Annotated in this window: 21 protein-coding genes; 10 read left to right on the forward strand and 11 right to left on the reverse strand. The window is 70.0% G+C overall.

Features of this window, described 5'->3' with window-relative positions; translation table 11 throughout:
• Positions 1-7 precede the first annotated feature (7 nt).
• The 3 genes from OG579_RS01150 to OG579_RS01160 all read left to right on the forward strand — a co-directional run bounded on the left by OG579_RS01150 (position 8) and on the right by OG579_RS01160 (position 2,162).
• On the forward strand, positions 8-202 hold the full coding sequence (locus OG579_RS01150; protein WP_045822517.1) for a DUF3046 domain-containing protein: 195 nt from the start codon (positions 8-10) through the stop codon (positions 200-202).
• Positions 203-499: 297 nt separating this feature from the next.
• The gene (recA, locus tag OG579_RS01155; RefSeq protein WP_045822518.1) at positions 500-1,540 is read left to right on the forward strand and encodes a recombinase RecA; all 1,041 of its coding nucleotides are present in this window, start codon (positions 500-502) and stop codon (positions 1,538-1,540) included.
• Entirely contained in the window at positions 1,530-2,162 is a 633-nt protein-coding gene (locus OG579_RS01160; RefSeq protein WP_328857784.1) for a regulatory protein RecX, read from the forward strand. Before recA ends, OG579_RS01160 begins: the two co-directional genes overlap by 11 nt.
• Positions 2,163-2,192: 30 nt before the next feature.
• Here the strand turns inward: OG579_RS01160 and OG579_RS01165 are convergent, their stop codons facing one another.
• From OG579_RS01165 to OG579_RS01180, 4 genes are read right to left on the reverse strand one after another with little or no spacing between them, the layout of a single operon-like run.
• Positions 2,193-3,059: an amino acid ABC transporter permease gene (locus tag OG579_RS01165; protein WP_328857785.1), complete on the reverse strand. Its 867-nt coding sequence runs from the start codon at positions 3,057-3,059 to the stop codon at positions 2,193-2,195.
• Positions 3,056-3,739: an amino acid ABC transporter permease gene (locus OG579_RS01170; RefSeq protein WP_328857786.1), complete on the reverse strand. Its 684-nt coding sequence runs from the start codon at positions 3,737-3,739 to the stop codon at positions 3,056-3,058. Before OG579_RS01170 ends, OG579_RS01165 begins: the two co-directional genes overlap by 4 nt.
• The gene (locus tag OG579_RS01175; protein WP_328857787.1) at positions 3,736-4,788 is read right to left on the reverse strand and encodes a glutamate ABC transporter substrate-binding protein; all 1,053 of its coding nucleotides are present in this window, start codon (positions 4,786-4,788) and stop codon (positions 3,736-3,738) included. Before OG579_RS01175 ends, OG579_RS01170 begins: the two co-directional genes overlap by 4 nt.
• Positions 4,788-5,516 (reverse strand): amino acid ABC transporter ATP-binding protein, encoded by a 729-nt coding sequence (locus tag OG579_RS01180; RefSeq protein WP_055788889.1) that lies wholly within the window; start codon positions 5,514-5,516, stop codon positions 4,788-4,790. The genes OG579_RS01175 and OG579_RS01180 overlap by 1 nt, the downstream gene beginning before the upstream one ends.
• 197 nt (positions 5,517-5,713) lie before the next feature.
• On the opposite strand from OG579_RS01180, the gene miaB reads away from it, so the two are divergent.
• Positions 5,714-7,270 carry a tRNA (N6-isopentenyl adenosine(37)-C2)-methylthiotransferase MiaB gene (miaB, locus tag OG579_RS01185; protein ID WP_328857788.1) on the forward strand — a complete coding sequence of 519 codons (1,557 nt, stop codon included), beginning with the start codon at positions 5,714-5,716 and terminating at the stop codon, positions 7,268-7,270.
• Positions 7,267-7,917: an Rv2732c family membrane protein gene (locus OG579_RS01190; protein WP_082080085.1), complete on the forward strand. Its 651-nt coding sequence runs from the start codon at positions 7,267-7,269 to the stop codon at positions 7,915-7,917. The genes miaB and OG579_RS01190 overlap by 4 nt, the downstream gene beginning before the upstream one ends.
• Before the next feature lie 19 nt (positions 7,918-7,936).
• Here OG579_RS01190 and OG579_RS01195 read toward each other — a convergent pair whose 3' ends face one another.
• Positions 7,937-9,496, reverse strand: a complete 1,560-nt coding sequence (locus OG579_RS01195; protein ID WP_328857789.1) for a DUF349 domain-containing protein — start codon at positions 9,494-9,496, stop codon at positions 7,937-7,939.
• A 186-nt stretch (positions 9,497-9,682) separates the two neighbouring features.
• On the opposite strand from OG579_RS01195, the gene OG579_RS01200 reads away from it, so the two are divergent.
• The 4 genes from OG579_RS01200 to hflX all read left to right on the forward strand — a co-directional run bounded on the left by OG579_RS01200 (position 9,683) and on the right by hflX (position 13,970).
• Positions 9,683-10,411, forward strand: coding sequence for a class III extradiol ring-cleavage dioxygenase family protein (locus OG579_RS01200; protein WP_328857790.1), 729 nt, complete (start codon positions 9,683-9,685; stop codon positions 10,409-10,411).
• Positions 10,412-10,461: 50 nt separating this feature from the next.
• The gene (gene miaA / locus OG579_RS01205; RefSeq protein ID WP_328857791.1) at positions 10,462-11,394 is read left to right on the forward strand and encodes a tRNA (adenosine(37)-N6)-dimethylallyltransferase MiaA; all 933 of its coding nucleotides are present in this window, start codon (positions 10,462-10,464) and stop codon (positions 11,392-11,394) included.
• Between the two features lie 9 nt (positions 11,395-11,403).
• Positions 11,404-12,324 carry a diaminopimelate epimerase gene (dapF, locus tag OG579_RS01210; protein WP_328857792.1) on the forward strand — a complete coding sequence of 307 codons (921 nt, stop codon included), beginning with the start codon at positions 11,404-11,406 and terminating at the stop codon, positions 12,322-12,324.
• A 212-nt stretch (positions 12,325-12,536) separates the two neighbouring features.
• Positions 12,537-13,970 (forward strand): GTPase HflX, encoded by a 1,434-nt coding sequence (hflX, locus tag OG579_RS01215; RefSeq protein WP_328859115.1) that lies wholly within the window; start codon positions 12,537-12,539, stop codon positions 13,968-13,970.
• A gap of 110 nt (positions 13,971-14,080) precedes the next feature.
• On the opposite strand, the gene OG579_RS01220 is transcribed toward hflX, so the two are convergent.
• The 4 genes from OG579_RS01220 to OG579_RS01235 form a co-directional block, all read right to left on the reverse strand.
• Positions 14,081-14,341, reverse strand: coding sequence for an HPr family phosphocarrier protein (locus tag OG579_RS01220; RefSeq protein ID WP_045822527.1), 261 nt, complete (start codon positions 14,339-14,341; stop codon positions 14,081-14,083).
• Positions 14,342-14,379: 38 nt separating this feature from the next.
• On the reverse strand, positions 14,380-16,515 hold the full coding sequence (locus OG579_RS01225) for a PTS fructose transporter subunit IIABC (protein ID WP_328857793.1): 2,136 nt from the start codon (positions 16,513-16,515) through the stop codon (positions 14,380-14,382).
• A 102-nt stretch (positions 16,516-16,617) separates the two neighbouring features.
• The gene (locus OG579_RS01230; protein WP_328857794.1) at positions 16,618-17,592 is read right to left on the reverse strand and encodes a 1-phosphofructokinase family hexose kinase; all 975 of its coding nucleotides are present in this window, start codon (positions 17,590-17,592) and stop codon (positions 16,618-16,620) included.
• Positions 17,589-18,356, reverse strand: a complete 768-nt coding sequence (locus OG579_RS01235) for a DeoR/GlpR family DNA-binding transcription regulator (RefSeq protein WP_045822529.1) — start codon at positions 18,354-18,356, stop codon at positions 17,589-17,591. Before OG579_RS01235 ends, OG579_RS01230 begins: the two co-directional genes overlap by 4 nt.
• A gap of 195 nt (positions 18,357-18,551) precedes the next feature.
• Here OG579_RS01235 and OG579_RS01240 point away from each other — a divergent pair, with 195 nt between their 5' ends.
• Positions 18,552-20,291 carry a phosphoenolpyruvate--protein phosphotransferase gene (locus tag OG579_RS01240; protein WP_328857795.1) on the forward strand — a complete coding sequence of 580 codons (1,740 nt, stop codon included), beginning with the start codon at positions 18,552-18,554 and terminating at the stop codon, positions 20,289-20,291.
• Positions 20,292-20,313: 22 nt separating this feature from the next.
• Here the strand turns inward: OG579_RS01240 and OG579_RS01245 are convergent, their stop codons facing one another.
• Together OG579_RS01245 and lexA are read right to left on the reverse strand one after the other, a co-directional pair.
• Positions 20,314-21,177 carry an SDR family NAD(P)-dependent oxidoreductase gene (locus OG579_RS01245; protein ID WP_328857796.1) on the reverse strand — a complete coding sequence of 288 codons (864 nt, stop codon included), beginning with the start codon at positions 21,175-21,177 and terminating at the stop codon, positions 20,314-20,316.
• Positions 21,178-21,261: 84 nt separating this feature from the next.
• A complete protein-coding gene (gene lexA, locus OG579_RS01250) occupies positions 21,262-21,942 on the reverse strand; it encodes a transcriptional repressor LexA (protein ID WP_328857797.1) in 681 nt (226 codons plus the stop codon).
• Positions 21,943-22,029 lie beyond the last annotated feature (87 nt).

Here is a 22,029-nt window from a genome sequence, read left to right on the forward strand (position 1 = left end):
GTCGACGATGCGTCTGACCGAGTTCACCGAATTGATGGAGACCGAGTTCGGCTCCACCGCCGCGTACTCCATGCTGCGAGACCACGTGTTCCCCGAGTTCGGTGGGCGCAACGGCGCCGACGCCGTCGATGCGGGATACGACCCGAAACAGGTGTGGCAGGCCTACTGCCGCGATTTCGACGTCCCCCGCGACCGCTGGTGACGTGTCACCCGATCTGACAGTGACGTGTCACCCGATCCGATGGTGACCCGTCGTCCGATCCGGCGGCGTGTCGGCGTGGCGAATCCGCGCATCGAACAGATGTTCGTCTAGTCTGGACCCTGTTCGACTACGCGAGGCGATCCCGATCGGGTGGATCGGTCCACAGATGACGTCGGTGCACAGAGTGGCACGCACGATCGATGTCGTTGTCGGTGGTCCCGCCTAACGTGGCGCACACCGAGGACACCGGCCTGTCGACACGCACAGAATCGGCCTCCCAGACACAGGAGAACCCCCATGGCAGCAGCACCGCAGGACCGCGAGAAGGCGCTCGACCTCGCACTCGCGCAGATCGACAAGAACTTCGGCAAGGGCTCGGTGATGCGCCTGGGCGACGAGGTGCGTGCACCGATCGAGGTGATCCCCACCGGGTCGATCGCCCTCGATGTCGCGCTGGGCATCGGCGGTCTGCCCCGCGGCCGCGTCGTCGAGATCTACGGCCCGGAATCCTCGGGTAAGACCACCGTGGCCCTGCATGCGGTCGCCAACGCACAGGCCAACGGTGGCATCGCGGCCTTCATCGACGCCGAGCACGCGCTCGACCCCGATTACGCACAGAAGCTCGGTGTCGACACCGATGCGCTGCTGGTGTCGCAGCCCGACACCGGTGAGCAGGCCCTCGAGATCGCGGACATGCTGATCCGTTCCGGTGCGCTCGACATCCTGGTCGTCGACTCGGTGGCCGCCCTGGTGCCCCGTGCGGAGATCGAGGGCGAGATGGGCGACAGTCACGTCGGCCTGCAGGCCCGTCTGATGAGCCAGGCGCTGCGCAAGATCACCGGTGCCATGAGCAACTCGGGCACCACGGTCATCTTCATCAACCAGCTCCGCGAGAAGATCGGTGTGATGTTCGGCTCGCCCGAGACCACCACCGGCGGTAAGGCTCTCAAGTTCTACGCCTCGATCCGCCTCGACATCCGCCGCATCGAGACCCTGAAGGACGGCACCGATGCGGTGGGCAACCGCACCCGCGTGAAAGTCGTCAAGAACAAGGTGTCGCCGCCGTTCAAGCAGGCCGAGTTCGACATCCTCTACGGTCACGGCATCAGCAAGGAGGGCTCGCTGATCGACCTCGGCGTCAACGAGGGCTTCATCCGCAAGTCCGGATCGTGGTTCACCTACGAGGGTGATCAGCTCGGCCAGGGCAAGGAGAACGCCCGCAAGTTCCTGCTCGAGAACATCGACGTGCGCGACGAGATCGAGAAGAAGATCAAGGAGAAGCTCGGCATCGGCGCTGTCCTGACCGATGACGTGGCGCCTGCGCCCGTTGACTTCTGATCGGTCTCACGACTCCCGAACGGGGGAGGATGTCCGGGCGCGCCTGCAGGGTGCGACCCGCGAGATCCTCTCCCGTTCGTCGTCGGCCCCTGCCCGCCCCGAGAAGCAGTCGCCGACACGCGGTGGGTCGCGACCCGAGGCAACCGCCTACGACAGCGCCCTGAGACTGCTCGGGGTGCGCGCGCGGAGCCGGTCGGAGTTGCGAACCCGACTGCTGGGCAAGGAGTTCGAGCCCGCCGAGGTCGACTCGGTTCTCGACCGTCTCGCCGCCGTCGGCCTCGTCGACGATGCGGACTTCGCCCTGCAGTGGGTACGGGCACGACACGAGCACAGCGGCCGCGGTCGTACCGCCCTGCGGCACGAGCTGCGTACGAAGGGCGTCGATCCTGCCGTCGCGGAGGCCGCGCTGGCCACGATCGATGCCGACGACGAACGTTCGCGTGCGGCCGATCTCGTCGCGCGCAAGGTCAGTGGCTGGACCTCCGATGTCATCGCCGACCGTGACGACCGCGACCGGCGGACCCGTCGCCTCGTCGCCATGCTCGCGCGCCGGGGCTACGGGTCGTCGGACGCCTTCGAGATCGTCCGCACCGCACTCGACGACCTCCCGGACCCCGACTGACGAGGTCGGGGAGACCGGGGGACTCGTTCGTCAGACGGGCAGCGGATCGGGTCGGGTCGGGGTGACCGTCGGTTCCTTGCGGCGTCCCTCGCGCACACGACGCTCGACGGTGGTGGCCAGCACCGACAGACCGAAGTTGATGACGATCATGACGACGGCCACGACCACCAGCGCCGGCAGGTAGTTGCCGTGGTACGAGGCGGACTGGATGCCCGAACGCACGACCTCGATGTAGCCGATGGCGTACCCCAGCGCACTGTCCTTCAGTGCGATCACCATCTGTGAGATCAGGGCCGGCAGCATCGCGGTGATGGCCTGGGGGAGCAGGATGATCCGCATGGTCTGCGACTTGCGCAGACCCAACGAGTTCGCCGCCTCGAGCTGTCCCGACGGCAACGAGTTGATGCCCGACCTCAGGATCTCGGCGATCACCGACCCGTTGTACAGCGTGAGTCCGGTGACCACGGCCGCGAACGCCAGTTGCTGCGACGGGAACACCGCGTACTGCGCGAACAGGTAATAGGCGAAGATCATCAGGATCAGGACGGGGATGGCGCGGAAGATCTCGACGACACCACCGCTGATCCAGCGCACGGCGCGGTGCTCGGAGAGTCGCCCGATGCCCAGGACCGCACCGAGGACCAACGCGAACACGATCGACAGGGCAGCCGCTTTGAGCGTGCCCCACAGTCCGGGCAGCAGGTACGTCGTCCAGGTGTTGACCTCGACGAACGGCTTCCACTTCTCGGCCGTGAGCTGCTCGTTGCCGGCCAGGGTGACGATCACGAACGCCACGGCCGCGATGAGCACCGCGGCGAACACGACGGCGATCGCCTGGTACCGACGCCGCGCCTTGGGGCCCGGGGCGTCGTAGAGGACTGTCGCGCTGCCGCTCATCGTCGGACCGCCAATCTCTTCGCGAGGAAGCCGAACACGTAGCCCTCGAGCAACGTGATGATCATGAAGCCGACCGCGATGATGGCGAAGATCGCGACGATCTGGTCGGCGTGGTTCTCGATCTGTTCCTTCATCAGCAGCGACGCCTCGGCGACGCCGATCGCCGAGGCGATCGTGGTGTTCTTCGTCAATGCGATCAGGACGCTGCCCATCGGGCCGATGACCGATCGGATCGCCTGCGGGAGAACGATGATCCCGAACACCTTCGAGAACCCGAGACCCAGCGACCGGGCCGCCTCGGCCTGCCCGAGCGGGACGGTGTTGAACCCCGACCGCAGCGTCTCGCAGACGAAGGTCGAGGTGTAGACCACGAACCCCAGAACCGCGAGCCAGAAGTTGTTGTTCTTGATGAAGTTCGAGTTCTCCGGCGCCAACGTGAGACCGAGATTCTGATACAGCCCGATCGAGCAGAAGATGACGATCAACGTCAGCGGGGTGTTCCGGACGATGTTGACGTACCAGGTCCCGAACATCCGCATCACCGGCACCGGCGACACCCGCATGCCGGCGAGGATCGTGCCCCACACCAGCGACCCGATGGCGGCGAAGAACGTGAGCTTGAGGGTGACCCAGTAGGCGGGCCACAGCGCGGGTCCGATGTCCGACCACAATTCGTTCACGACAGACCCGCCGGGCACGGGGTGGACTTCGAGTCGAGGAACGACAGGTCACCGGGCTTCGGGGTGAAGGTGAACGGTGAGTCGGGTGCGTCGGCCCGCTTCATCAACATCTCGACCTCCTCGTCACCGACGGACTCGCGCAGGGCGCGTTCCCACGGCGACGATCCCGATCCGTCGGGGGTGAGCATCTTGTCCAGCGCCTTGTTGGCGGCGGTGACGTTGGCCGGATAGTTCTTCGGCATACCGATGCCGTAGCGCTCGGTGGAGAACGGCGCGCCCTGTTTGCGCAGCACCTTCTTCCCCGACGAGGTCACGCACGCGTCCTTCGGATACGTCATGTCGACGATCTTGAACTGGTCGTCGTAGATGTCGAAGTTCGCGAAGCCGGCGAGGATCACCTCGTCGGTCGTCAACGCGTCGATCTTCTTCAGGCGCAGGGCCTCCACGCATCCGGAGTAGGAGTCGTACTCCTGCAACTGGATTCGAGGTAGCTGGGCCTTGACGTTCTGCGCCGACGTCGATCCGGTCACCGAGCAGAGCTTCTTGCCCTTGTCGAGGTCGGTCAGCGTGGCGATGCTGTCGTCGTCCTTGCGGACCAGCAGTCCCTGGTAGTTCACCAGGTAGGGCCCGGCGAAGGCGACGCGCTCGGAGCGCGCGGCGTTGATCGAGTAGGTGGCGGCGATCATGTCGACCTCACCGTTCTCGATGAGGGTCTCGCGCTGCGCCGACGGCGTCTCGCGCCAGGTGATCTTCGGGTGCTCGACGCCGAGGTCGTCGGCGATGGAATCGACCACGTAGCGCGACACGAGCGTGTCGAAGCCGGTGAAGTCCTTGTTCGGTTCCCGCAGTCCGAGGCCGGGCTGGTCGTACTTCGTGCCGAGGATGACCGAGCCGTCCTTGATCGACGCGATGAGGTCACGTGGGTTGGTGTTGCCGCAGGCGGTCAGCGATGCCGCGGTGACGGCGAGCGTCACGGCCAGCACGGCGACGGTCGACCACCGACGGCGGCGGGGATGTGCCGTCGTCACCGGCTGTGGTGATGCCCGCATCAGTGGCCCAGGATCTTGCCGAGGAAGTCCCGGGCACGCTCGGACTCCGGACGGGTGAAGAAACTCTCCGGATCGGTGTCCTCGACGACGGCACCGTCGGCCATGAAGATGACGCGGTCGGCGGCCTTGCGGGCAAATCCCATCTCGTGGGTCACCACGAGCATCGTCATACCCTCCTTGGCCAGCGAGACCATGACGTCGAGGACCTCGTTGACCATCTCCGGGTCGAGAGCCGACGTCGGCTCGTCGAACAGCATCACCTTCGGGTCCATGGCGAGCGATCGCGCGATGGCCACGCGTTGCTGCTGCCCACCCGAGAGCTGCGCCGGGTACTTGTCCTTCTGGGCCGCGATACCCACTCGCTCGAGCAACTCCATCGCGCGGCTGCGGGCGGCGTCCTTGCTCTTCTTGCGCACCTTCATCGGCGCGAGGGTGACGTTGTCGATGATCGTCTTGTGGGCGAAGAGGTTGAACGACTGGAACACCATCCCGACCTCGGCGCGCAGGGCGGCGAGTCCCTTGCCCTCCGACGGCAGCGGTTCACCGTCGATACGGATCTCGCCGTTGTCGATCGGCTCGAGGCGGTTGATGGTGCGGCACAACGTCGACTTGCCCGAGCCGGAGGGGCCGAGCACGACGACCACCTGCCCGGCCGGGACGTCGAGGTTGATGTCCTTGAGAACGTGGAGGTCACCGAAGTGTTTGTCGACACCGTGTAGCGAGATCATCGGCGTGGTGGCCGATGTCGCGGACGCGGCCGGTCCGGATTGCGAAGCGGTCATGCAGGGCACCTTACGGTCACCGTGACCCCGAGTGACCCGAAAGCGCGGCCGTGGGTAACGAAATCTTTACCCAATCCACCCGTGGGGCTCGTCGGCGTCGCCGATTCCGGATGTGCCCTCCCGCGGACGTACCCTGGGCTGCGATGAAAGCGTATTCACCGCCGACCGCGCCCGCCGGGCAGGGCGCCCGCAGCTACCAGGTCCGCACCCACGGCTGTCAGATGAACGTGCACGACTCCGAGCGCATCTCCGGTGTGCTCGAGGACGCCGGGTACGTGCGCGCCACCGACGGCGCCGACGCCGACCTCGTGGTGTTCAACACCTGCGCGGTGCGCGAGAACGCCGACAACAAGCTCTACGGCAACCTGTCGCATCTCGCCCCGATCAAACAGCAGCGCCCCGACATGCAGATCGCCGTCGGTGGCTGCCTCGCCCAGAAGGACCGCGGCGCCGTCGTCGACAAGGCGCCGTGGGTCGACGTCGTGTTCGGCACACACAATCTCGGGTCACTGCCGGTGCTCCTCGAGCGCGCCCGCCACAACGCCGCGGCGGAGGTCGAGATCCTCGACTCACTCAAGGAGTTCCCCTCGACGTTGCCCGCGCGCCGGGAGTCGTCGTACGCGGGGTGGGTCTCGGTGTCGGTCGGGTGCAACAACACCTGCACGTTCTGCATCGTGCCCGCGCTGCGCGGCAAGGAGGTCGACCGTCGCCCCGGCGACGTCCTCGCCGAGGTGCAGGCCCTCGTCGACGAGGGCGTGCTCGAGGTGACGCTGCTCGGCCAGAACGTGAACGCCTACGGCATGTCGTTCGTCGACCCGGCCCTGGGACGGCAGCGTTCGGCGTTCGCCGATCTGCTGCGCACCGCCGGCGACATCGACGGGCTCGAACGCCTGCGGTTCACGTCGCCGCATCCGGCGGAGTTCACCACCGACGTGATCGACGCCATGGCCGAGACCCCCGCGGTGTGTCCCCAGTTGCACATGCCCCTGCAGTCCGGCTCCGACCGGGTGCTGCGGTCGATGCGCCGCAGCTACCGACGGACCCGGTTCCTGTCGATCCTCGACGAGGTGCGTGACCGCATCCCCGACGCCGCCATCAGCACCGACATCATCGTCGGGTTCCCCGGCGAGACCGAGGAGGACTTCGCCCAGACGCTCGACATGGTCGCCACTGCCCGCTTCGCGTCGGCGTTCACCTTCCAGTACTCGCCGCGACCGGGAACGCCCGCGGCGACGATGGGTGACCAGGTGCCCAAAGAGGTTGTCACCGAACGGTATCTGCGCCTGACCGCGCTGCAGGACGAGATCTGCCTGCAGGAGAACCGACGGACGGTCGGCAATCGCGTGGAGCTGCTCGTGACCGCCGACAGCGGTCGGAAGAGCGCCGAGACCAGGCGTCGGACGGGCCGCGCGCGCGACGGACGACTGGTGCACTTCACCGCGGGTGACGCCGAGTCGATCCGCGCGGGCGACGTGATCGAGACGGTGGTGACCGGTGCGGCGCCGCACCACCTGATCGCCGACGACGGCGTGCTGTCACACCGCCGGACCCGTGCAGGCGACGCCTCGGCGGCCGGACGTACCGCCCAGACCCCGCCGATCGGCGTGGGTCTCGGGATGCCCGCGATGGGGGTGCCGGCGGTCGCCGACGCGCCCGGCGCTACCGCAGGCGGGTCATGCGGAGGAGGATGTGGGTCATGAGTGATGCACGATCGACCGACGGTGACGGCTTCTCGGCGTTCGAGGGGGACCTGCGCAAGGCCGAACGCAAGGTGGCCGGCGAGATCGACCCGGGTGGACGTGCCGTCGTGGTGGCGGTCGCGGTGCTCGCGGCGATCCTGGCGATGATCCTGCCGCACACCGGTTCGGCCAACGGGATCGACGTGCTCACCTTCGCCGCGGACTCGACGGCCGAGCGGGTGACGATCACCTCCCGGGTGTTCATCTACCTGCTGGTGATCTTCGGCATCGGGTTCTCGATGCTGGCGCTGGTGACCCGACGGTGGGTCATCGCGTGGGTCGCGTTGTGCGGCTCGGCGGTCGGATGCGTCGCGGGGATGCTCGCCTGGTGGTCGCGGAACACCCCCGGCGTCGACGGGATCGCCCCGCCGCACGGTGTCGGTGTCGGGCTGGTGCTCGGGTGGTTCGCCCTGCTGGTCATCACGTTCCACTGGGCGCGGGTGGTCTGGGCGCGCACGAACTATCAGCTCGCGCTCGAGGAGGGTCGTCGTCGTGAGGCCACCGAGGCCGAGGACCGCGCCCGCGCGCTGCAGCGACGGGCGTCGCAGGCCCGCGTCACCGATGCACCCGCCGACGACGCCGAGCCGACCGACCGCCTCGGCGACTGAGGGTTCGCCGACCCGGTCCCTAGAGGTCGGAGACGGCGCTCTGCGCCGCCTGTGACCATTCGCGCCACTGCTGGGCCTGGGCCCGCAGATCGGCCGCCTCGCGGTCCTTGCCGCGTGCGGCAGCCTTCTCGGCCTGTTCCTCGAGCTGGGCCACGCGCGAGGCGAACTGGTCGGCGCGGGCCTTCACCTCGGGGTCGGTGCGCTGCCAGTGCGTGTTCTCGGCGTCGGCGATGCGCTTCTCGATGGCGCGGATGCCCTTCTCGAGCGACTGCATCTGCTCGCGGGGGACCTTCCCGATCGCGTCCCACCGGTCGCGCAGCGATCGGAACTGGGTGCGTGCGGCGTCGAGGTCCTTGGCCGGGTCGGCCATCGACTTCGCCTCCTCGAGCAGTGCACGCTTGGCCGCCGCGTTCGCCCCGAACTCCTCGTCACGCTCGGAGTTGGCCGCGTTGCGGGCCGCGAAGAAGACGTCCTGGGCGGCCTTGAAACGCTCCCAGAGGGCGTCGTCGGTGTCGCGGGGTGCGCGTCCGGCCGCCTTCCACTCGGTCAGCAGATCGCGGAAACGGCCCGCCGTGGGACCCCAGTCGGTGGAGTCCGAGAGGGCCTGCGCCTGCTCGATGAGTTCTTCCTTGCGTGCCTTGGCGCCGGCGCGTTCGCGGTCGAGATCGGCGAAATGCGCACCGCGCCTGCGGTTGAAGGCGTCGCGGGCCTTCGCGTAGCGCTTCCACAGCACGTCGTCGGTCTTGCGGTCGACGCCCTTGATCGTCTTCCACTCGTCGAGGATCTCGCGCAGACGGTCGCCGGCATGCTTCCACTGCGTGGTCTCGGCGCCGATCTGCTCGGCCTCGGCGGCCAGGGTCTCCTTGCGGGCGATGGCCGCCGTCCGGGCGGCGTCACGCTCCTTCGTGCGCTGTTCGGCGATGCTGTCGGCGCCGTCGATGATGGCCGTCAGCCGTCGTTCGAGGGTCGGGACGTCGCCGATGACCGCAGCTGTGGGCAGCGAGTCGCGCAGGGCCACCGCGGCGGTCTTCGTCTTGCGGGGATCACCGGTCCCCGCCGCCAGCCGTTCCTCGAGGATCTCGACCTCGGTGGCGAGGTCGTCGAACCGTCGGCCGTAGTGGGCGAGGCCGTCGGCGGGGGTGCCGGCCTGCCACGAACCGATCTGTCGGGGTTCGTCGCCGGCGGTGAGCCACACCGTGCCGTCGTCGTCGACCCGACCGAACTGTCGCGGGTCGCTCGCCGGTCGCACCCGCACCGGGTGCTCGACGGCCGGCGCAGCGGTGGCCGCCGCCGGGTTCGCCGCGCCCGGCCGGGGCGCTCCGGGACGGGGGCCGGGTCGGGGACCCGGGCGTGGTCCGGGCTTGGGGCCGCCGGGCGACGGCGTGCTCGGTGTGGCGGCAGCGGGTGAGGACTCGGCGGGCGGGGGGACGCCGGGAGTCGATGCGACGTCGGGGGCCGCAGCCGGTGCGGGCGCCGCTGCAGCGGACCCGGTGGGGGGCGTCGGGTCCGAGACGGTCGGGCTCGGTGCGTCCGCGGGCTCGACCGCGGAGTCCGCGCGCTGCGCTGTCGGTTCACTCATGTCCGTCACAACCTCGTCCCTGCCGCGCGTCACGGCTGCCACTGTCGTCCGACCCGGTGCGTGCCGACCCGGTATGTCGTGGCCCCATCTAAGCAGGCGGGCGCCGATTTCGTGCGCAGTCGCGTCAACGCCGCGGGCCGTGCGCGGGCGCCGGGGCGCGGGGCCGCGTCGACTAGCGTCTGCGGTGTGATCTCCGCTGTCGCCTTCGTCCCCGGGGCCCCGCTGATCGTCCCGGAGGTGTCGGGTCCGGCAGCGGTCGCCGACGTCGACCCTGTCCGCGCCGCCGTACTCGAGGTGGGCCGACGACTGGCCGCCCGGGCGAGCACCTGGATCGCGATCGGTGTCGTCCCGAGCGACGGCTCCGCGATACCGCGGAACGGGACATTCGCGGGCTTCGGGGTCGACCTGACGGTGTCGCTCGACCCCGGTCCCGCCGCACGACCGGACGCCGACACCATGCCCACCCCGATGCTGATCGCCGCCTGGCTGCGCGGCCGCGTGGCCGATGGCGCCGCCGTCGAGCCGGTGCTCGTCGACCCGTCGACCCCGGCCACGGAGTGCGCCGTGGTCGGGGAACAGCTCGGGCGCCGCAGTGCGACATCCGGCGAGACGGTCGGCGTCCTCGTCGTCGGCGACGGGTCGACCGGACTCACCGACCGGGCACCGGCCGGACTCCTCGACGGCGCTGCCGCACTGCAGGACCGGATCGACGACGCGCTCGCCACCGCCGACCTCGAGGCCCTCGCCCGGCTCGAGGAGCAGACCTGCGCGCAGATGCGCATCGCCGGCCGCACGGCGTGGCAGGTCGCGGCCGCGGCGTGGACCGCGTCCGGCGAGGCGTCGGCCACCTCGGCATCGCTCTACCGCGGGGCGCCGTTCGGGGTGGGCTATCAGGTCGCGTGGTGGGAACGCTGACCGGGCCGTCAGCGCCTCGGCCCCGCGACCCGGTTCGCACACCCATCGCGGTGATCGGCCCCACCGGCACCGGGAAATCCGAGCTCGCCCTCGACCTGGCGCAGCGCCACGACGGCGAGATCGTCAACATCGACGCGATGCAGCAGTACCGGGGTATGGACATCGGGACGGCCAAGGTGCCGCCCGAGATGCGCCGCGGGGTCACCCACCACCAACTCGACGTCCTCGACGTCACCGAGACCGCGACCGTCGCGCGGTATCAGGCGGCCGCCCGTACCGACGTCGAGGCGATCATCGCTGCCGATCGCCGCCCGATCATCGTCGGCGGGTCCATGATGTACATCCAGTCGCTCCTCGACGACTGGACCTTCCCGGCCACCGACCCCGCCGTGCGCGCGCGACTCGAGGACGAGCTCGCCTCCGACGGGGTGGGGTCACTGCACCGTCGGCTGGCGCAGGTCGATCCGGCGGCCGCGGCATCGATCCTGCCGTCGGACGGACGCCGCATCGTGCGGGCGCTGGAGGTCGTCGAGATCACCGGGGAACCGTTCGCGGCGTCGGCGCCGCCGATCGGCCGGGCCCCGCGATGGGCGACCACGATCGTCGCGGTCGACCGCGACACCGACGTCCTCGACGACCGTCTGCGTCGGCGCACCGACGCGATGTTCGACGACGGACTCGTCGACGAGGTGCGCACGCTCGTGGGGCGCGGACTGCGGGAGGGCACGACCGCACCGCGCGCCATCGGGTACGCGCAGGTCCTCGACGCCCTCGACGGACGACACGACATGGCGACCGCGCGCGAGCTCACGTTCACCGGCACCCGGCGCTACGTCCGCCGACAACGCTCGTGGTTTCGGCGTGATCCGCGCATCCACTGGTTCGACGCCGCCGACCCGTCGTTGCTCGACGCCGTCTCGGCCCTGGTGGACACCACCCCCACGCCCGGAGCGCCGACCGCGGGCGACGGGCACGAACGGTAACCTGGGCCCATGGCAGCAGACGTCGACATCGAGGGAATGACGTTCCTCAAGGGGCACGGCACCCAGAACGACTTCGTGCTGCTGCCCGACGCCGACGCGCGCCTCGATCTCACCGCCGACCTCGTCATCGCCCTGTGTGATCGACGTCGCGGGATCGGCGCCGACGGCGTGCTGCGCGTCGCCCGTGCCGACGCGCTGTGCGTCACCGGCGCGCTCGACGAACTGCCCGCGGGCGTCGGTACCCGCGACTGGTTCATGGACTACCGCAACGCCGACGGATCGATCGCGGAGATGTGCGGCAACGGGGTGCGTGTGTTCGCCCACCACCTCGTCGCCGCCGGGCTCGTGGACGGCCCCGATTTCATCGTCGGGTCGCGCGCGGGCGCACGTGCGGTGCACGTCTCCGACGCCGACGCCACCACCGCGACCGTCACCGTGGAGATGGGGCCGGTCACGGTGGGTGTCGAGAGCAAGGCGACACTCGGCGACCTGACCGTCGCGGGGGTCGCCGTCGACGTCGGCAACCCCCATCTCGCCTGTGTCGTACCGGATCTCGACCGCGCCGGCCTCGATGCGATCGACTTCGCGTCGGGTGCACGATTCGACACCGACGTCTTCCCGGCCGGCGTCAACATCGAGATCGTCACGCCACCGAGCGACGGTGTCGTGGCGATGCGGGTCCTCGAGCGCGGCGTGGGTGAGACGCGCAGCTGCGGTACGGGGACCGTCGCCGCCGCGGCGGCCGCACTGCTGGCCTCCACCGGGAATCAGCTGGGCACGATCGACGTTGAGGTACCCGGTGGCAGGGTGGGCATTCGCCTCGACGCCGACGCCGCCTACCTCACCGGCCCGTCGGTTCTCGTGGGCTCGGGTGTGTTGCGACCCGGGTGGGACCGGGCCTCGAACCCACCCCGGACCACCACCCGGTGACGTCCTCGCGGGAAGCCGTCCCACGCCTCGCCGACGGCACCGCATCCACCGAGGGGCCGACCGGAAAATCGGATGCGCGGGCACCCCGATCCGTGAGATCACTGACACCACACGCGGTACATCCGGCATCACCGGACCATCACGGCACCGCTGACGACACAGAGGAGAACACCTTCTTCACCGACACGAACACGATCGACCACACCGACGCGATCGACGAGACCGACCGGACGTCGGGCATCACCGAACAGTTCCGGCGCCGCACGCCGACCACGGGCGAGTTGCAGCTCGACGAGCGATCGTCGCTACAGCGTGTACCCGGACTGTCCACCGAACTCACCGACGTCACCGAGGTCGAGTATCGGCAGCTCCGCCTCGAACGGGTCGTCCTGGTCGGGGTGTGGACCGACGGCAGCGCCTCCACCGCGCAGGCGCGGATGGCCGAGTTGGCCGCACTCGCCGAGACCGCGGGCTCGGAGATCCTCGACGCGGTCATGCAGCGGCGCGATCGTCCCGACCCCGCGACCTACATCGGATCGGGCAAGGCGCACGAGCTCCGCGAGGTGGTCCTGGCCACCGGCGCCGACACGGTGATCTGCGACGGCGAACTGACACCGGCCCAGCTGAACGCGCTCGAGAAGGTGGTGAAGGTCAAGGTCATCGACCGTACCGCCCTGATCCTCGACATCTTCGCCCAGCACGCCACCTCACGTGAGGGCAAGGCGCAGGTCGCGTTGGCGCAGATGGAGTACATGATCCCGCGGCTGCGCGGCTGGGGTGAGTCGATGTCGCGTCAGGCCGGCGGTCGGGCGGGTAGCAACGGCGGTGTGGGCCTGCGTGGTCCCGGTGAGACGAAGATCGAGACCGATCGACGGCGCATCCGTGAACGGATGGCCAAGCTGCGTCGCGAGATCCGCGGCATGAAGACGGCGCGAACGGTGTCACGCAGTGGCCGCCGTCGGTCGTCGGTGCCCGCGGTGACCATCGCCGGGTACACCAACGCCGGGAAATCCAGTCTCATCAACGCCATGACCGGGTCCGGCGTGCTCGTCCAGAACGCCCTGTTCGCGACGCTCGATCCGACGACCCGTCGTGCGACGCTCGACGACGGCCGCGAGGTCGTCTTCACCGACACCGTCGGGTTCGTGCGACACCTGCCGACGCAGCTGGTCGAGGCGTTCCGCTCGACCCTTGAGGAGGTCGTCGACGCCGACCTGGTGCTCCACGTCGTCGACGCGTCCGATCCGCTGCCCATGGACCAGATCTCGACCGTGCGCACGGTGATCGACGAGGTCGTGCGCAGCGAGAAGGCCACCGCACCGCCGGAGATACTGGTGGTCAACAAGGTCGACGCCGCCGACCCGCTCACCCTCGCCGCGCTGCGCGGCGAGTTCTCCGACGCCGTGTTCGTCTCGGCGGTCACCGGCGAGGGGCTCGACGAGCTGTTCGACCGTGTGCGCGACGTCATCGGGCGCGACGACGTGGAGATGTCGGTGCTCGTGCCCTATTCGCGTGGCGACCTCGTCTCGCGCATCCACGCCCACGGCGACGTCCTCGAGACCGAACACCGTGACGACGGGACGTTCATGCGGGTGAAGGTCCCGGCCGCGCTGGCCGGCGACCTGGTGGACATCGCCTGGCGCTGAGGCGAGCGGAACGAGCAACGGCCGGTGGGGGACATCCCCCACCGGCCGTTGCCGTCTCCGTCGACTATGCGGCGTCGATGTGCTCGCTCACTCGGCGTCGATCTGGTCGCTCACTCGGCGTCGAGATCCTTGCCGACGAGGCCGGCGATCTCGTCGAGCGTGGCCTGATCGTCGGCACTGACCACGACCTGGGTGCCCTTCTCGGCGCCGAGGGTCATGATCATCAGCGCCGAACCGGCGTCCACGGGCTCGCCGCCCTCGACGGCCAGGGTGACCGCCGAGCCGGCCGCGGCGACGGCCTCGGCGATGATCGTGGCGGGACGGGCGTGCAGTCCGACGGCGGACCCGACGGCGATGGTGGTACTGGGCATGTTCAGTTCCTTCTGTGTGGTGGTGACGGGTGGGCGGATCAGGCGGGGACGGGAGCGCCGAGGGCGACCTCGGAGGTCGCGACGACCGGCTTGGACCGCATCTGCTTGGCCGCGACCACGAGGACGGCTCCGACCACTGTGCCCGCTGCGAGCGAGATCAGGAAGCCCAACACATTGGTCATCGCGAAGAAGACGAAGATGCCGCCGTGCGGGGCCCGCAGGCCCACATCGAACGCCATCGTCAACGCACCGGTCACGGCGCCACCGGCCATCATCGAGGGGATGACACGCAGCGGATCGGCCGCGGCGAACGGGATCGCGCCCTCGGAGATGAACGACGCACCCAGCAGCCAGGCCGCCTTGCCGTTCTCGCGTTCCGGCTCGGTGAAGAGCTTCGGGCGGATGGTGGTGGCCAGCGCCATGGCCAGCGGCGGGACCATGCCCGCACACATGACGGTGGCCATGATGCGGAGGTCGGGCGCCGCACCGACCGCGAGCCCCTGGACCGCGAAGGCGTAGGCAGCCTTGTTGACCGGACCGCCGAGGTCGAAGCACATCATGAGACCCAGGATGATGCCGAGGATGATGACCGAGCTGCCGGACATGTTCGACAGCGCGTCCTGCAGCGAGGTGGTGATCCACTTCAGCGGGCGTCCGAGCACCATGAACATCAGCGCGCCGGTGATCAGTGTGGCCAGCAGCGGGATGATGACGACGGGCATGAGTCCACGCGCCCACTGCGGCAACGGGATCCGGCTGATCCACAGGGCCACGAAGCCGGCGATGAGACCACCGACGAGGCCGCCGATGAAGCCGGCGCCGACGACCGACGCGATGTAGCCGGCGGTGAAACCGGGAGCCAGACCGGGACGGTCGGCGATCGCGAAGGCTATGTAGCCGGCCAACGCGGGCACCAGGAAGAAGAACGCCAGCGACCCGATCTCGAAGAACACGCCACCGAGGTACTGGGCGAACCCGCCCGACGGCAGGTTGGTGAGGCTGTTGCTGAGCGCGATCGTCGCACCCAGGGGATCGGTGGCGCCGTTGGGCTTGAGCGCCATCTCGTATCCGCCGAGCAGGAAGCCCAGTGCGATGAGCAGGCCGCCCGCGGCGACGAACGGGATCATGTAGCTGACACCGGTCAGCAGGATCTGCCGGGTGCGGGTGCCCCAGCCGAGCTCGCTCGAGCCGGCCGATGCGCTGGCGGCGGCCGCGGCGGCCGAGCCACCCACACGCTTCGCGTTCGGGTCCTTCGCCGCGGCGACGGCCTCGGCGATCATGGTGTCGGGCTCGTTGATCGCGCGCTTGGTCCCCGACTCGATGACGGGTTTGCCGGCGAAACGCTCCCGGCCCTTCACACCCACGTCGGTGGCGAAGATGACCGCGTCGGCCCGGGCGATGACCGCCGGATCGATGGCGGTCGTCTTCGACGACCCCTGGGTCTCGACGACGAAGTCCACATCGGCGCGCTGCGCGGCGTAGGTGAGGGCGTCGGCGGCCATGTAGGTGTGCGCGATACCGGTGGGGCAGGCGGTGATCGCCACGACCGTGGTCGCAGCCGCCGAGCCGGTGGCGGCGGGCGGAGTGGTGCCGGCCGCGGTCGCGGTGGCGGCGGTCGTCGCAGCGCCGGTCGCTGCAGCGCTCGTCGACGCAGTGGTCGTAGGCGTCGCCGGGGTGACGACCTCGGAGACGAGGGCGACCACGGCGTCCGCGTCGGACGCGGCACGCAGCTTCGCGACGAAGTCGGGACGGACGAGGGCCCGGGCCAGCGCGCTGAGCAGCTTCATGTGCTCGGAGCCGCCCGAGGCGGGCGCCGAGATCAGGAACACCAGATCGGCGGGTGCGTCGGTGGCGCCGAAATCGATCGGCGGCGCGAGGCGGGCGAAGGCCAGGCTCGCGCGCACCGCGGACTCGGTGCGGCAGTGGGGGATCGCGATCCCGCCGGGAAGGCCGGTGGCCGACTGGGCCTCCCGCGCCATCGCCGCGCTCACCAGGGTGTCGGCGTCGGTGGCCCGGCCGCTGCGGACCAGGAGGTCGGCGAGGTAGGTGATCACCGCCTGGTTGTCCGATCCGGCGGCGACGTCGAGGGCGACGGTCGCTGCCTCGATGATCTGCGGTGGATCGGCGGATTCGGGCGCTCCGGTCGGAGCGGTGCCGATGTGGGTGTCGGACATCGTTGTGCCTTTTCTCGGTGGGAGCCTCCACGGTGGAGGCTGGTCGACTTCTGGTTGTTCGGTGAAGCGGGTGGTCGGGTCAGGGGATGCGGCGCGAGGGCCTCACACCGCGTGGGGTGTCGCCACCTCGCTCACGCGCACCGCGGACAGTGCGAGGTCGGTGGGTCGGGGTGGTTGGGTGCCGGCGAGCCCCGCCGCCGCCGATCCGTAGGCGACGGCGCGACGCAGGGCGTCGGCCGGGGCGGCGTCGTCGAGAGTGGCGAGCAGGTAACCCGCGAGGGTTGCGTCACCGGCCCCGACGGTGCTCACGGGGATCATCGGCGGGGGCGTGGCGCGCCAGGCGCCGGTCTCGGTCACCAGCATCGCGCCGGCCGCACCCAACGTCGCGAGGACGGCACAGCCGGCGAGGTCGTGCAGGGCGCGCGCCGCGTCGTGGGTGGGACCGAAGTCGCCGGCGTCGGCCGCCTGTTCCAGCGCGGCGAGATCGGCGCCGGTGATCTCGCACAGCTCCTCGCTGTTGGGCTTGATCAGATCCACCGACACCGCGGGCATGGCGGCGCGCACGGCGGTCAACGGCGACCCGGAGGTGTCCACCGCGACCCGGCAGGGCATCGACGACAGCCGGTCGGCGAGGTCGGCGTACCAGTCGTCGGGCACGCCCGGCGGGAGCGATCCACACAGGGCCACCCAGGTCGCGGTCGAGGCGGAGTCCAGGACCAGGCGGGTCATCTCGGCGAGCTCGGCCGCTGACATCACCGCGCCGGGAAGGTTGAGCTTGGTCGTGGTGCCGTCGGGTTCGGTGATGGTCAGATTGCTGCGGACGTCGACGGCGACATCGACGGTGCGGTGGACGAGCCCCACGGCGTCGAGTCCCACGAGCAGCGGATCGCCGGAGCGTGCGGGCAGAATTGCGGTGGTCGCCGCGCCGGCCATCTGCACGGCGCGGGAGACGTTGACGCCCTTCCCCCCGGGCTCGACACGCGCGTCGGCGGCGCGGATGACCGATCCGCGGACCAGTTCGCCGGGGAGCACGATGGTGCGGTCGACGCTGGGATTGGCGGTGACGGTGACGATCATGCGATCACGACCTCGACACCGCGCGCGGACAGCTGCGCGGAGAAGCTCGGGTCGATGCCGTCGTCGGTGATGAGGACGTCGACCTCATCGAGGCCGGCGAAGCGCGTCATGTCCTCGGCGCCGAGCTTGGAGGAATCCGCCAACACGACAACACGATTGGCGGCGGCGATCATCGCCGACTTCACCGCACCCTCGTCGGGGTCGGGTGTCGACAGCCCGTGGCGTTCGGTGATGCCGTTGGTGCCGATGAACGCGACATCGACGCGGAACGAGGCGAGTGCGGTGATGGGGGCGGGTCCGACCGCGGCCTGGGTGAGCCCGCGGATGCGACCGCCGAGGAAGTGCAGTTGCGCGCCCGGGTGATCGGCCACCGACGCGGCGACGGGCAGAGAGTTGGTGAACACGGTGAGCGAGCGATCGCGCGGCAGCCGGGCGGCGGCCTGCACGGTGGTGGTGCCGGCGTCGATCACGAGGCTGCCGCCGTCGGACGGCACGAAGCGACACGCGGCCGTGCCGATGCGCTCCTTCTCGTCGGGATGGGCATCGGCGCGCTCGGCGACGCCGAGTTCGGTGACCCGCACGGCGTCGACCGGGACGGCGCCGCCGTGCACGCGACGCAGGAATCCGGCCCGCTCGAGCGAGGCGAGATCGCGACGCACGGTCTCGCTGGTGACATCGAATTCCTCGGCCAGCGCGGTCACCGACGCGCGACCGTGGGCGAGTACCTGGTCGGCGATGGCCTGCTGTCGCTCTTCGGCGTACACGCGTCCCCGTTTCGGTTGGAATGTGTGGCTTTGGATGTTGATATTGTTGTGTTTACGCCTGGATGTGTTGACAAGTCAAGCTTTTCTTGTAATTTGAGTCACACAACAGCACCGCAATGACAATCACCTCGTCGAGAGTCCACATCGGACGCCGCGGCGGATGATCGGCCGACAGCAACGATCGATAGGCACCCCATGGCTCCCCACGCGACAGCGAACGACCTCTCCACGGAGGACGTGTCCAGCTCCACCGATCCCGCCGCCCCCACGGTCCTCACCGGCACACCGGTCGTGTCCGGCGTGGCCTTCGCGCCGGTGATGTGGCCGGGTGAGCGGCCGGCCCTGCCGGGCCCGGGGACCCCACCGGCCGACGCCGAGGCCGAGTGCGCGCGCTTCGTCGCCGCGGCGGCGGCCGTGGCCGACCGGTTGCGCGCCCGTGCCTCCGCGGGCACCGGAGTGGCCTCGGAGGTCCTCTCGGCGACGGCGGCCCTCGCACAGGACCGCGGCTGGATCTCCTCGGCGGAGAAGCTCATCCGCGCCGGGTCACCGGCACCGAACGCCGCGGTCGACGCCACCGAACAGTTCGTCGCCATGTTCACCAAGCTCGGCGGCCTCATGGCCGAGCGGGTGACCGACCTGCTCGACGTGCGCGACCGTGTGCTCGCCGAACTCGCCGGTGACCCGGAACCCGGACTGGCCCAGCCGGACCACGAGGTCATCCTCTTTGCCGACGACCTCGCCCCGGCCGACACCTCCGGGCTCGACCCTGCCCTCGTGCTGGGCCTCGCCACGCGTCTGGGCGGCCCGACCAGCCACACCGCGATCATCGCCCGCCAGTTGGGGATTCCGTGTGTCGTCGCCGTCGGTGCGCTGACCTCGGTCGCCGCGGGGACGCCGGTGATGCTCGACGGCGAGGCCGGCACCGTCACCGTCGGTCCCGACGCCGAGACCGCCCGCACCGCCGTCGCCCGGTCTCGCGACGCCGCGGAGTTGGTGTCGCGCTGGAGCGGGCCGGGGCGCACCGCCGACGGCCTCGACGTATCGATCCTCGCCAACGTCCAGGACGGTGCATCCGCCCGCTCGGCGACCGACTTCCCGGTCCAGGGCATCGGGCTGTTCCGTACCGAGTTGGCCTTCCTCGACCGCGCGAAGGAGCCCGACGCCGCCGAGCAGACCGCGCTCTACCGCGAGGTCATCGAGGCGTTCGTCCCCTCCGCCGGGCAACCCGACGCGAAGATCGTGATCCGCACCCTCGACGCCGGCTCCGACAAGCCGCTCCTGTTCGCCGACAACGGAACCGAGGCCAACCCCGCTCTCGGTGTGCGCGGTCTGCGGGTGGCGTTCGGCAACCCGGGTCTGCTCGACCGGCAGCTCGACGCGATCGCGGCCGCCGCCGAGGCCACCGGCTCGTCCCCGTGGGTGATGGCCCCGATGGTGGCCACCGCGACCGAGGCGCGCGACTTCGCGGCGAAGGTGCGTGCCCGCGGCCTGGTCGCCGGGGTGATGATCGAGATCCCCTCGGCCGCCCTGCTCGCGCCGTCGATCCTCGCCGAGGTCGACTTCGTGTCGATCGGCACCAACGACCTCACGCAGTACACGATGGCGGCCGACCGCATGTCCGCCGAACTGGCCTACCTCACCGACCCGTGGCAGCCAGCCGTCCTCGCGCTGATCAACATGGTCGCCTCAGCGGGTTCGGCGACCGGCAAGTCCGTCGGCGTGTGCGGTGAGGCCGCCGCCGACCCGTTGCTCGCCTGCGTGCTGGTGGGCATGGGGGTCACGTCACTGTCGAGCGCACCCGCGGCCGCGGCGGGGGTGGGTGCGGCGCTGGGTCAGGTGACCACGGCGCAGTGCCGGGCCGCGGCGCAGGCGGCGCTGGCGACTGCGGATCCGGCAGATGCACGGGCCGCCGCGGCGGCGCCACTGCACGCCTGACGGCGACGAGGGTCGATCGGGTTCACCGCCGGTGAGCTCGGTCCTCCACCTCACGCACGAGGCCGATCATGGTCGGATCACGGTGCAGGGCGGCATCCGACAGCGGGTTGACGATCCCGCGCAGTGCGGCGACGGGGATCCACCGGCGTGGCACCTGGATGCGCGGTGACCGGGCCTCGATCCCGTCGGCGACCGCCAGGCCGACCCGTCGGGGTTTGATCGGCGTGAGCAGGGGACGCGGGAAGGCCCGCTTGATCAGCGCGGTGGCCAGTTCGTCCTTGCCGAAGGCGACGTCGGCGATGGGGGTCGCGACCCATCCGGGGTAGAGCACCCCGGCCGTCGCACCGTGGGCCGCGAGCTCGCTGCGCAACGCGCGTCCGATCTGTTCGACGGCGGCTTTCGACGCCGCGTAGGGCGCGTTCACCATCCCGTTGAGATAGGCGTACGTCGACGAGGTGACGAGGACGTGGCCCCGGGAGTCGATGATGTGGGGCAGTGCCGCCCGCACCGTGTTCCACACGCCCATCAGGTTGACGCCGATGACGCGCTCGAACACGCCGTCGGCCACGCTGGCCACGGTGTCGGCCGAATCTCCGCTGGAGATACCGGCGTTGGCGAACACCACGTCGATCCGTCCCCACCGCGCAACGGCGCGATCGACTGCGTCGGACAGGTCAGCGGGGACCGTGACGTCGGCGCGTGCCGCGAGCACGCGGTCGGGATCGAGTCCGCGGACGGCGTCGTCGACCGCCGCCTGGGAGAGGTCGAGTGAGACCACCCGGGCACCGCGGCGATGCACCTCACGGACGACCTCTCGCCCGATGCCGCCGGCGGCGCCGGTCACGACGACCACCGCCCCGTCGAGGACCAATCGCTGCGCGCCCATCACTTCTCCTGTCGTCCGCCGAACGGGGAACTCAGTGTGACACGCGGCGTGGTCAGATGGGATCTGCGGGGTGCGTGCGGTCGATCAGAGGCGGCGCATGACGGTGACGACCTTGCCGAGGATGGCCGCCTCGTCACCCGGGATGGGCTCGAACTGCGGGTTGTGGGGCATCAGCCACACGTGTCCGCCGGTGCGCTTGAAGGTCTTCACCGTGGCCTCGCCGTCGATCATCGCCGCGACGATGTCGCCGTTGTCGGCGACGTTCTGCTGGCGGACGACCACCCAGTCGCCGTCGCAGATGGCGGCGTCGATCATCGACTCGCCGACCACCCGGAGCAGGAAGAGCGCGCCGTCGCCGACGAGTTCGCGGGGGAGTGGGAAGACCTCCTCGACGGCCTCCTCGGCGAGGATGGGCCCGCCGGCCGCGATCCGACCGAGGACCGGGACGAAGGTCGGGGTCGGCAGCGAGAGTGCATCCGACCCGCCGCCGTCACCGGGATCGGCGTCCTGGACGTTCACCGCGCGGGGGCGGTTCGCGTCGCGCTTGAGGAAGCCCTTGCGCTCCAGGGTGCGGAGCTGATGGGCGACCGACGACGTGGAGTTGAGGCCGACCGCGTCCCCGATCTCGCGGATGCTCGGGGGATAACCGCGCTCGCGGACCGACGCACGGATGACCTCGAGGACCTTCGCCTGCCGAGGCGTCAGATCGGCCTCGCTGATCGGGCCGTCGGCGAAGTCGGTGGTGGTGACGGTGGTGTCGGACACGGTGTCCCTCCTGTCGCGGCCCGCTCCCGACCGGTCTGTTCGAACGGTTCGGACGACGCGCGGACCTGCTGTCACCTGGGACAGTAG

The sequence above is a fragment of the Williamsia herbipolensis genome (assembly GCF_036153515.1).
GTDB classification, from domain to species: Bacteria; Actinomycetota; Actinomycetes; order Mycobacteriales; family Mycobacteriaceae; genus Williamsia_A; species Williamsia_A herbipolensis.

What these genes read in the sequence shown, in the direction of transcription:
- OG579_RS01150 (WP_045822517.1), top strand. Translation starts at nt 8, where the DNA reads ATGCGTCTGACCGAGTTCACCGAATTGATGGAGACCGAGTTCGGCTCC.
- recA (WP_045822518.1), top strand. Translation starts at nt 500, where the DNA reads ATGGCAGCAGCACCGCAGGACCGCGAGAAGGCGCTCGACCTCGCACTC.
- OG579_RS01165 (WP_328857785.1), bottom strand. Translation starts at nt 3,059, where the DNA reads ATGAGCGGCAGCGCGACAGTCCTCTACGACGCCCCGGGCCCCAAGGCG.
- OG579_RS01175 (WP_328857787.1), bottom strand. Translation starts at nt 4,788, where the DNA reads ATGCGGGCATCACCACAGCCGGTGACGACGGCACATCCCCGCCGCCGT.
- OG579_RS01180 (WP_055788889.1), bottom strand. Translation starts at nt 5,516, where the DNA reads ATGATCTCGCTACACGGTGTCGACAAACACTTCGGTGACCTCCACGTT.
- miaB (WP_328857788.1), top strand. Translation starts at nt 5,714, where the DNA reads ATGAAAGCGTATTCACCGCCGACCGCGCCCGCCGGGCAGGGCGCCCGC.
- OG579_RS01190 (WP_082080085.1), top strand. Translation starts at nt 7,267, where the DNA reads ATGAGTGATGCACGATCGACCGACGGTGACGGCTTCTCGGCGTTCGAG.
- OG579_RS01195 (WP_328857789.1), bottom strand. Translation starts at nt 9,496, where the DNA reads ATGAGTGAACCGACAGCGCAGCGCGCGGACTCCGCGGTCGAGCCCGCG.
- dapF (WP_328857792.1), top strand. Translation starts at nt 11,404, where the DNA reads ATGGCAGCAGACGTCGACATCGAGGGAATGACGTTCCTCAAGGGGCAC.
- OG579_RS01220 (WP_045822527.1), bottom strand. Translation starts at nt 14,341, where the DNA reads ATGCCCAGTACCACCATCGCCGTCGGGTCCGCCGTCGGACTGCACGCC.
- OG579_RS01225 (WP_328857793.1), bottom strand. Translation starts at nt 16,515, where the DNA reads ATGTCCGACACCCACATCGGCACCGCTCCGACCGGAGCGCCCGAATCC.
- OG579_RS01230 (WP_328857794.1), bottom strand. Translation starts at nt 17,592, where the DNA reads ATGATCGTCACCGTCACCGCCAATCCCAGCGTCGACCGCACCATCGTG.
- OG579_RS01240 (WP_328857795.1), top strand. Translation starts at nt 18,552, where the DNA reads ATGGCTCCCCACGCGACAGCGAACGACCTCTCCACGGAGGACGTGTCC.
- OG579_RS01245 (WP_328857796.1), bottom strand. Translation starts at nt 21,177, where the DNA reads ATGGGCGCGCAGCGATTGGTCCTCGACGGGGCGGTGGTCGTCGTGACC.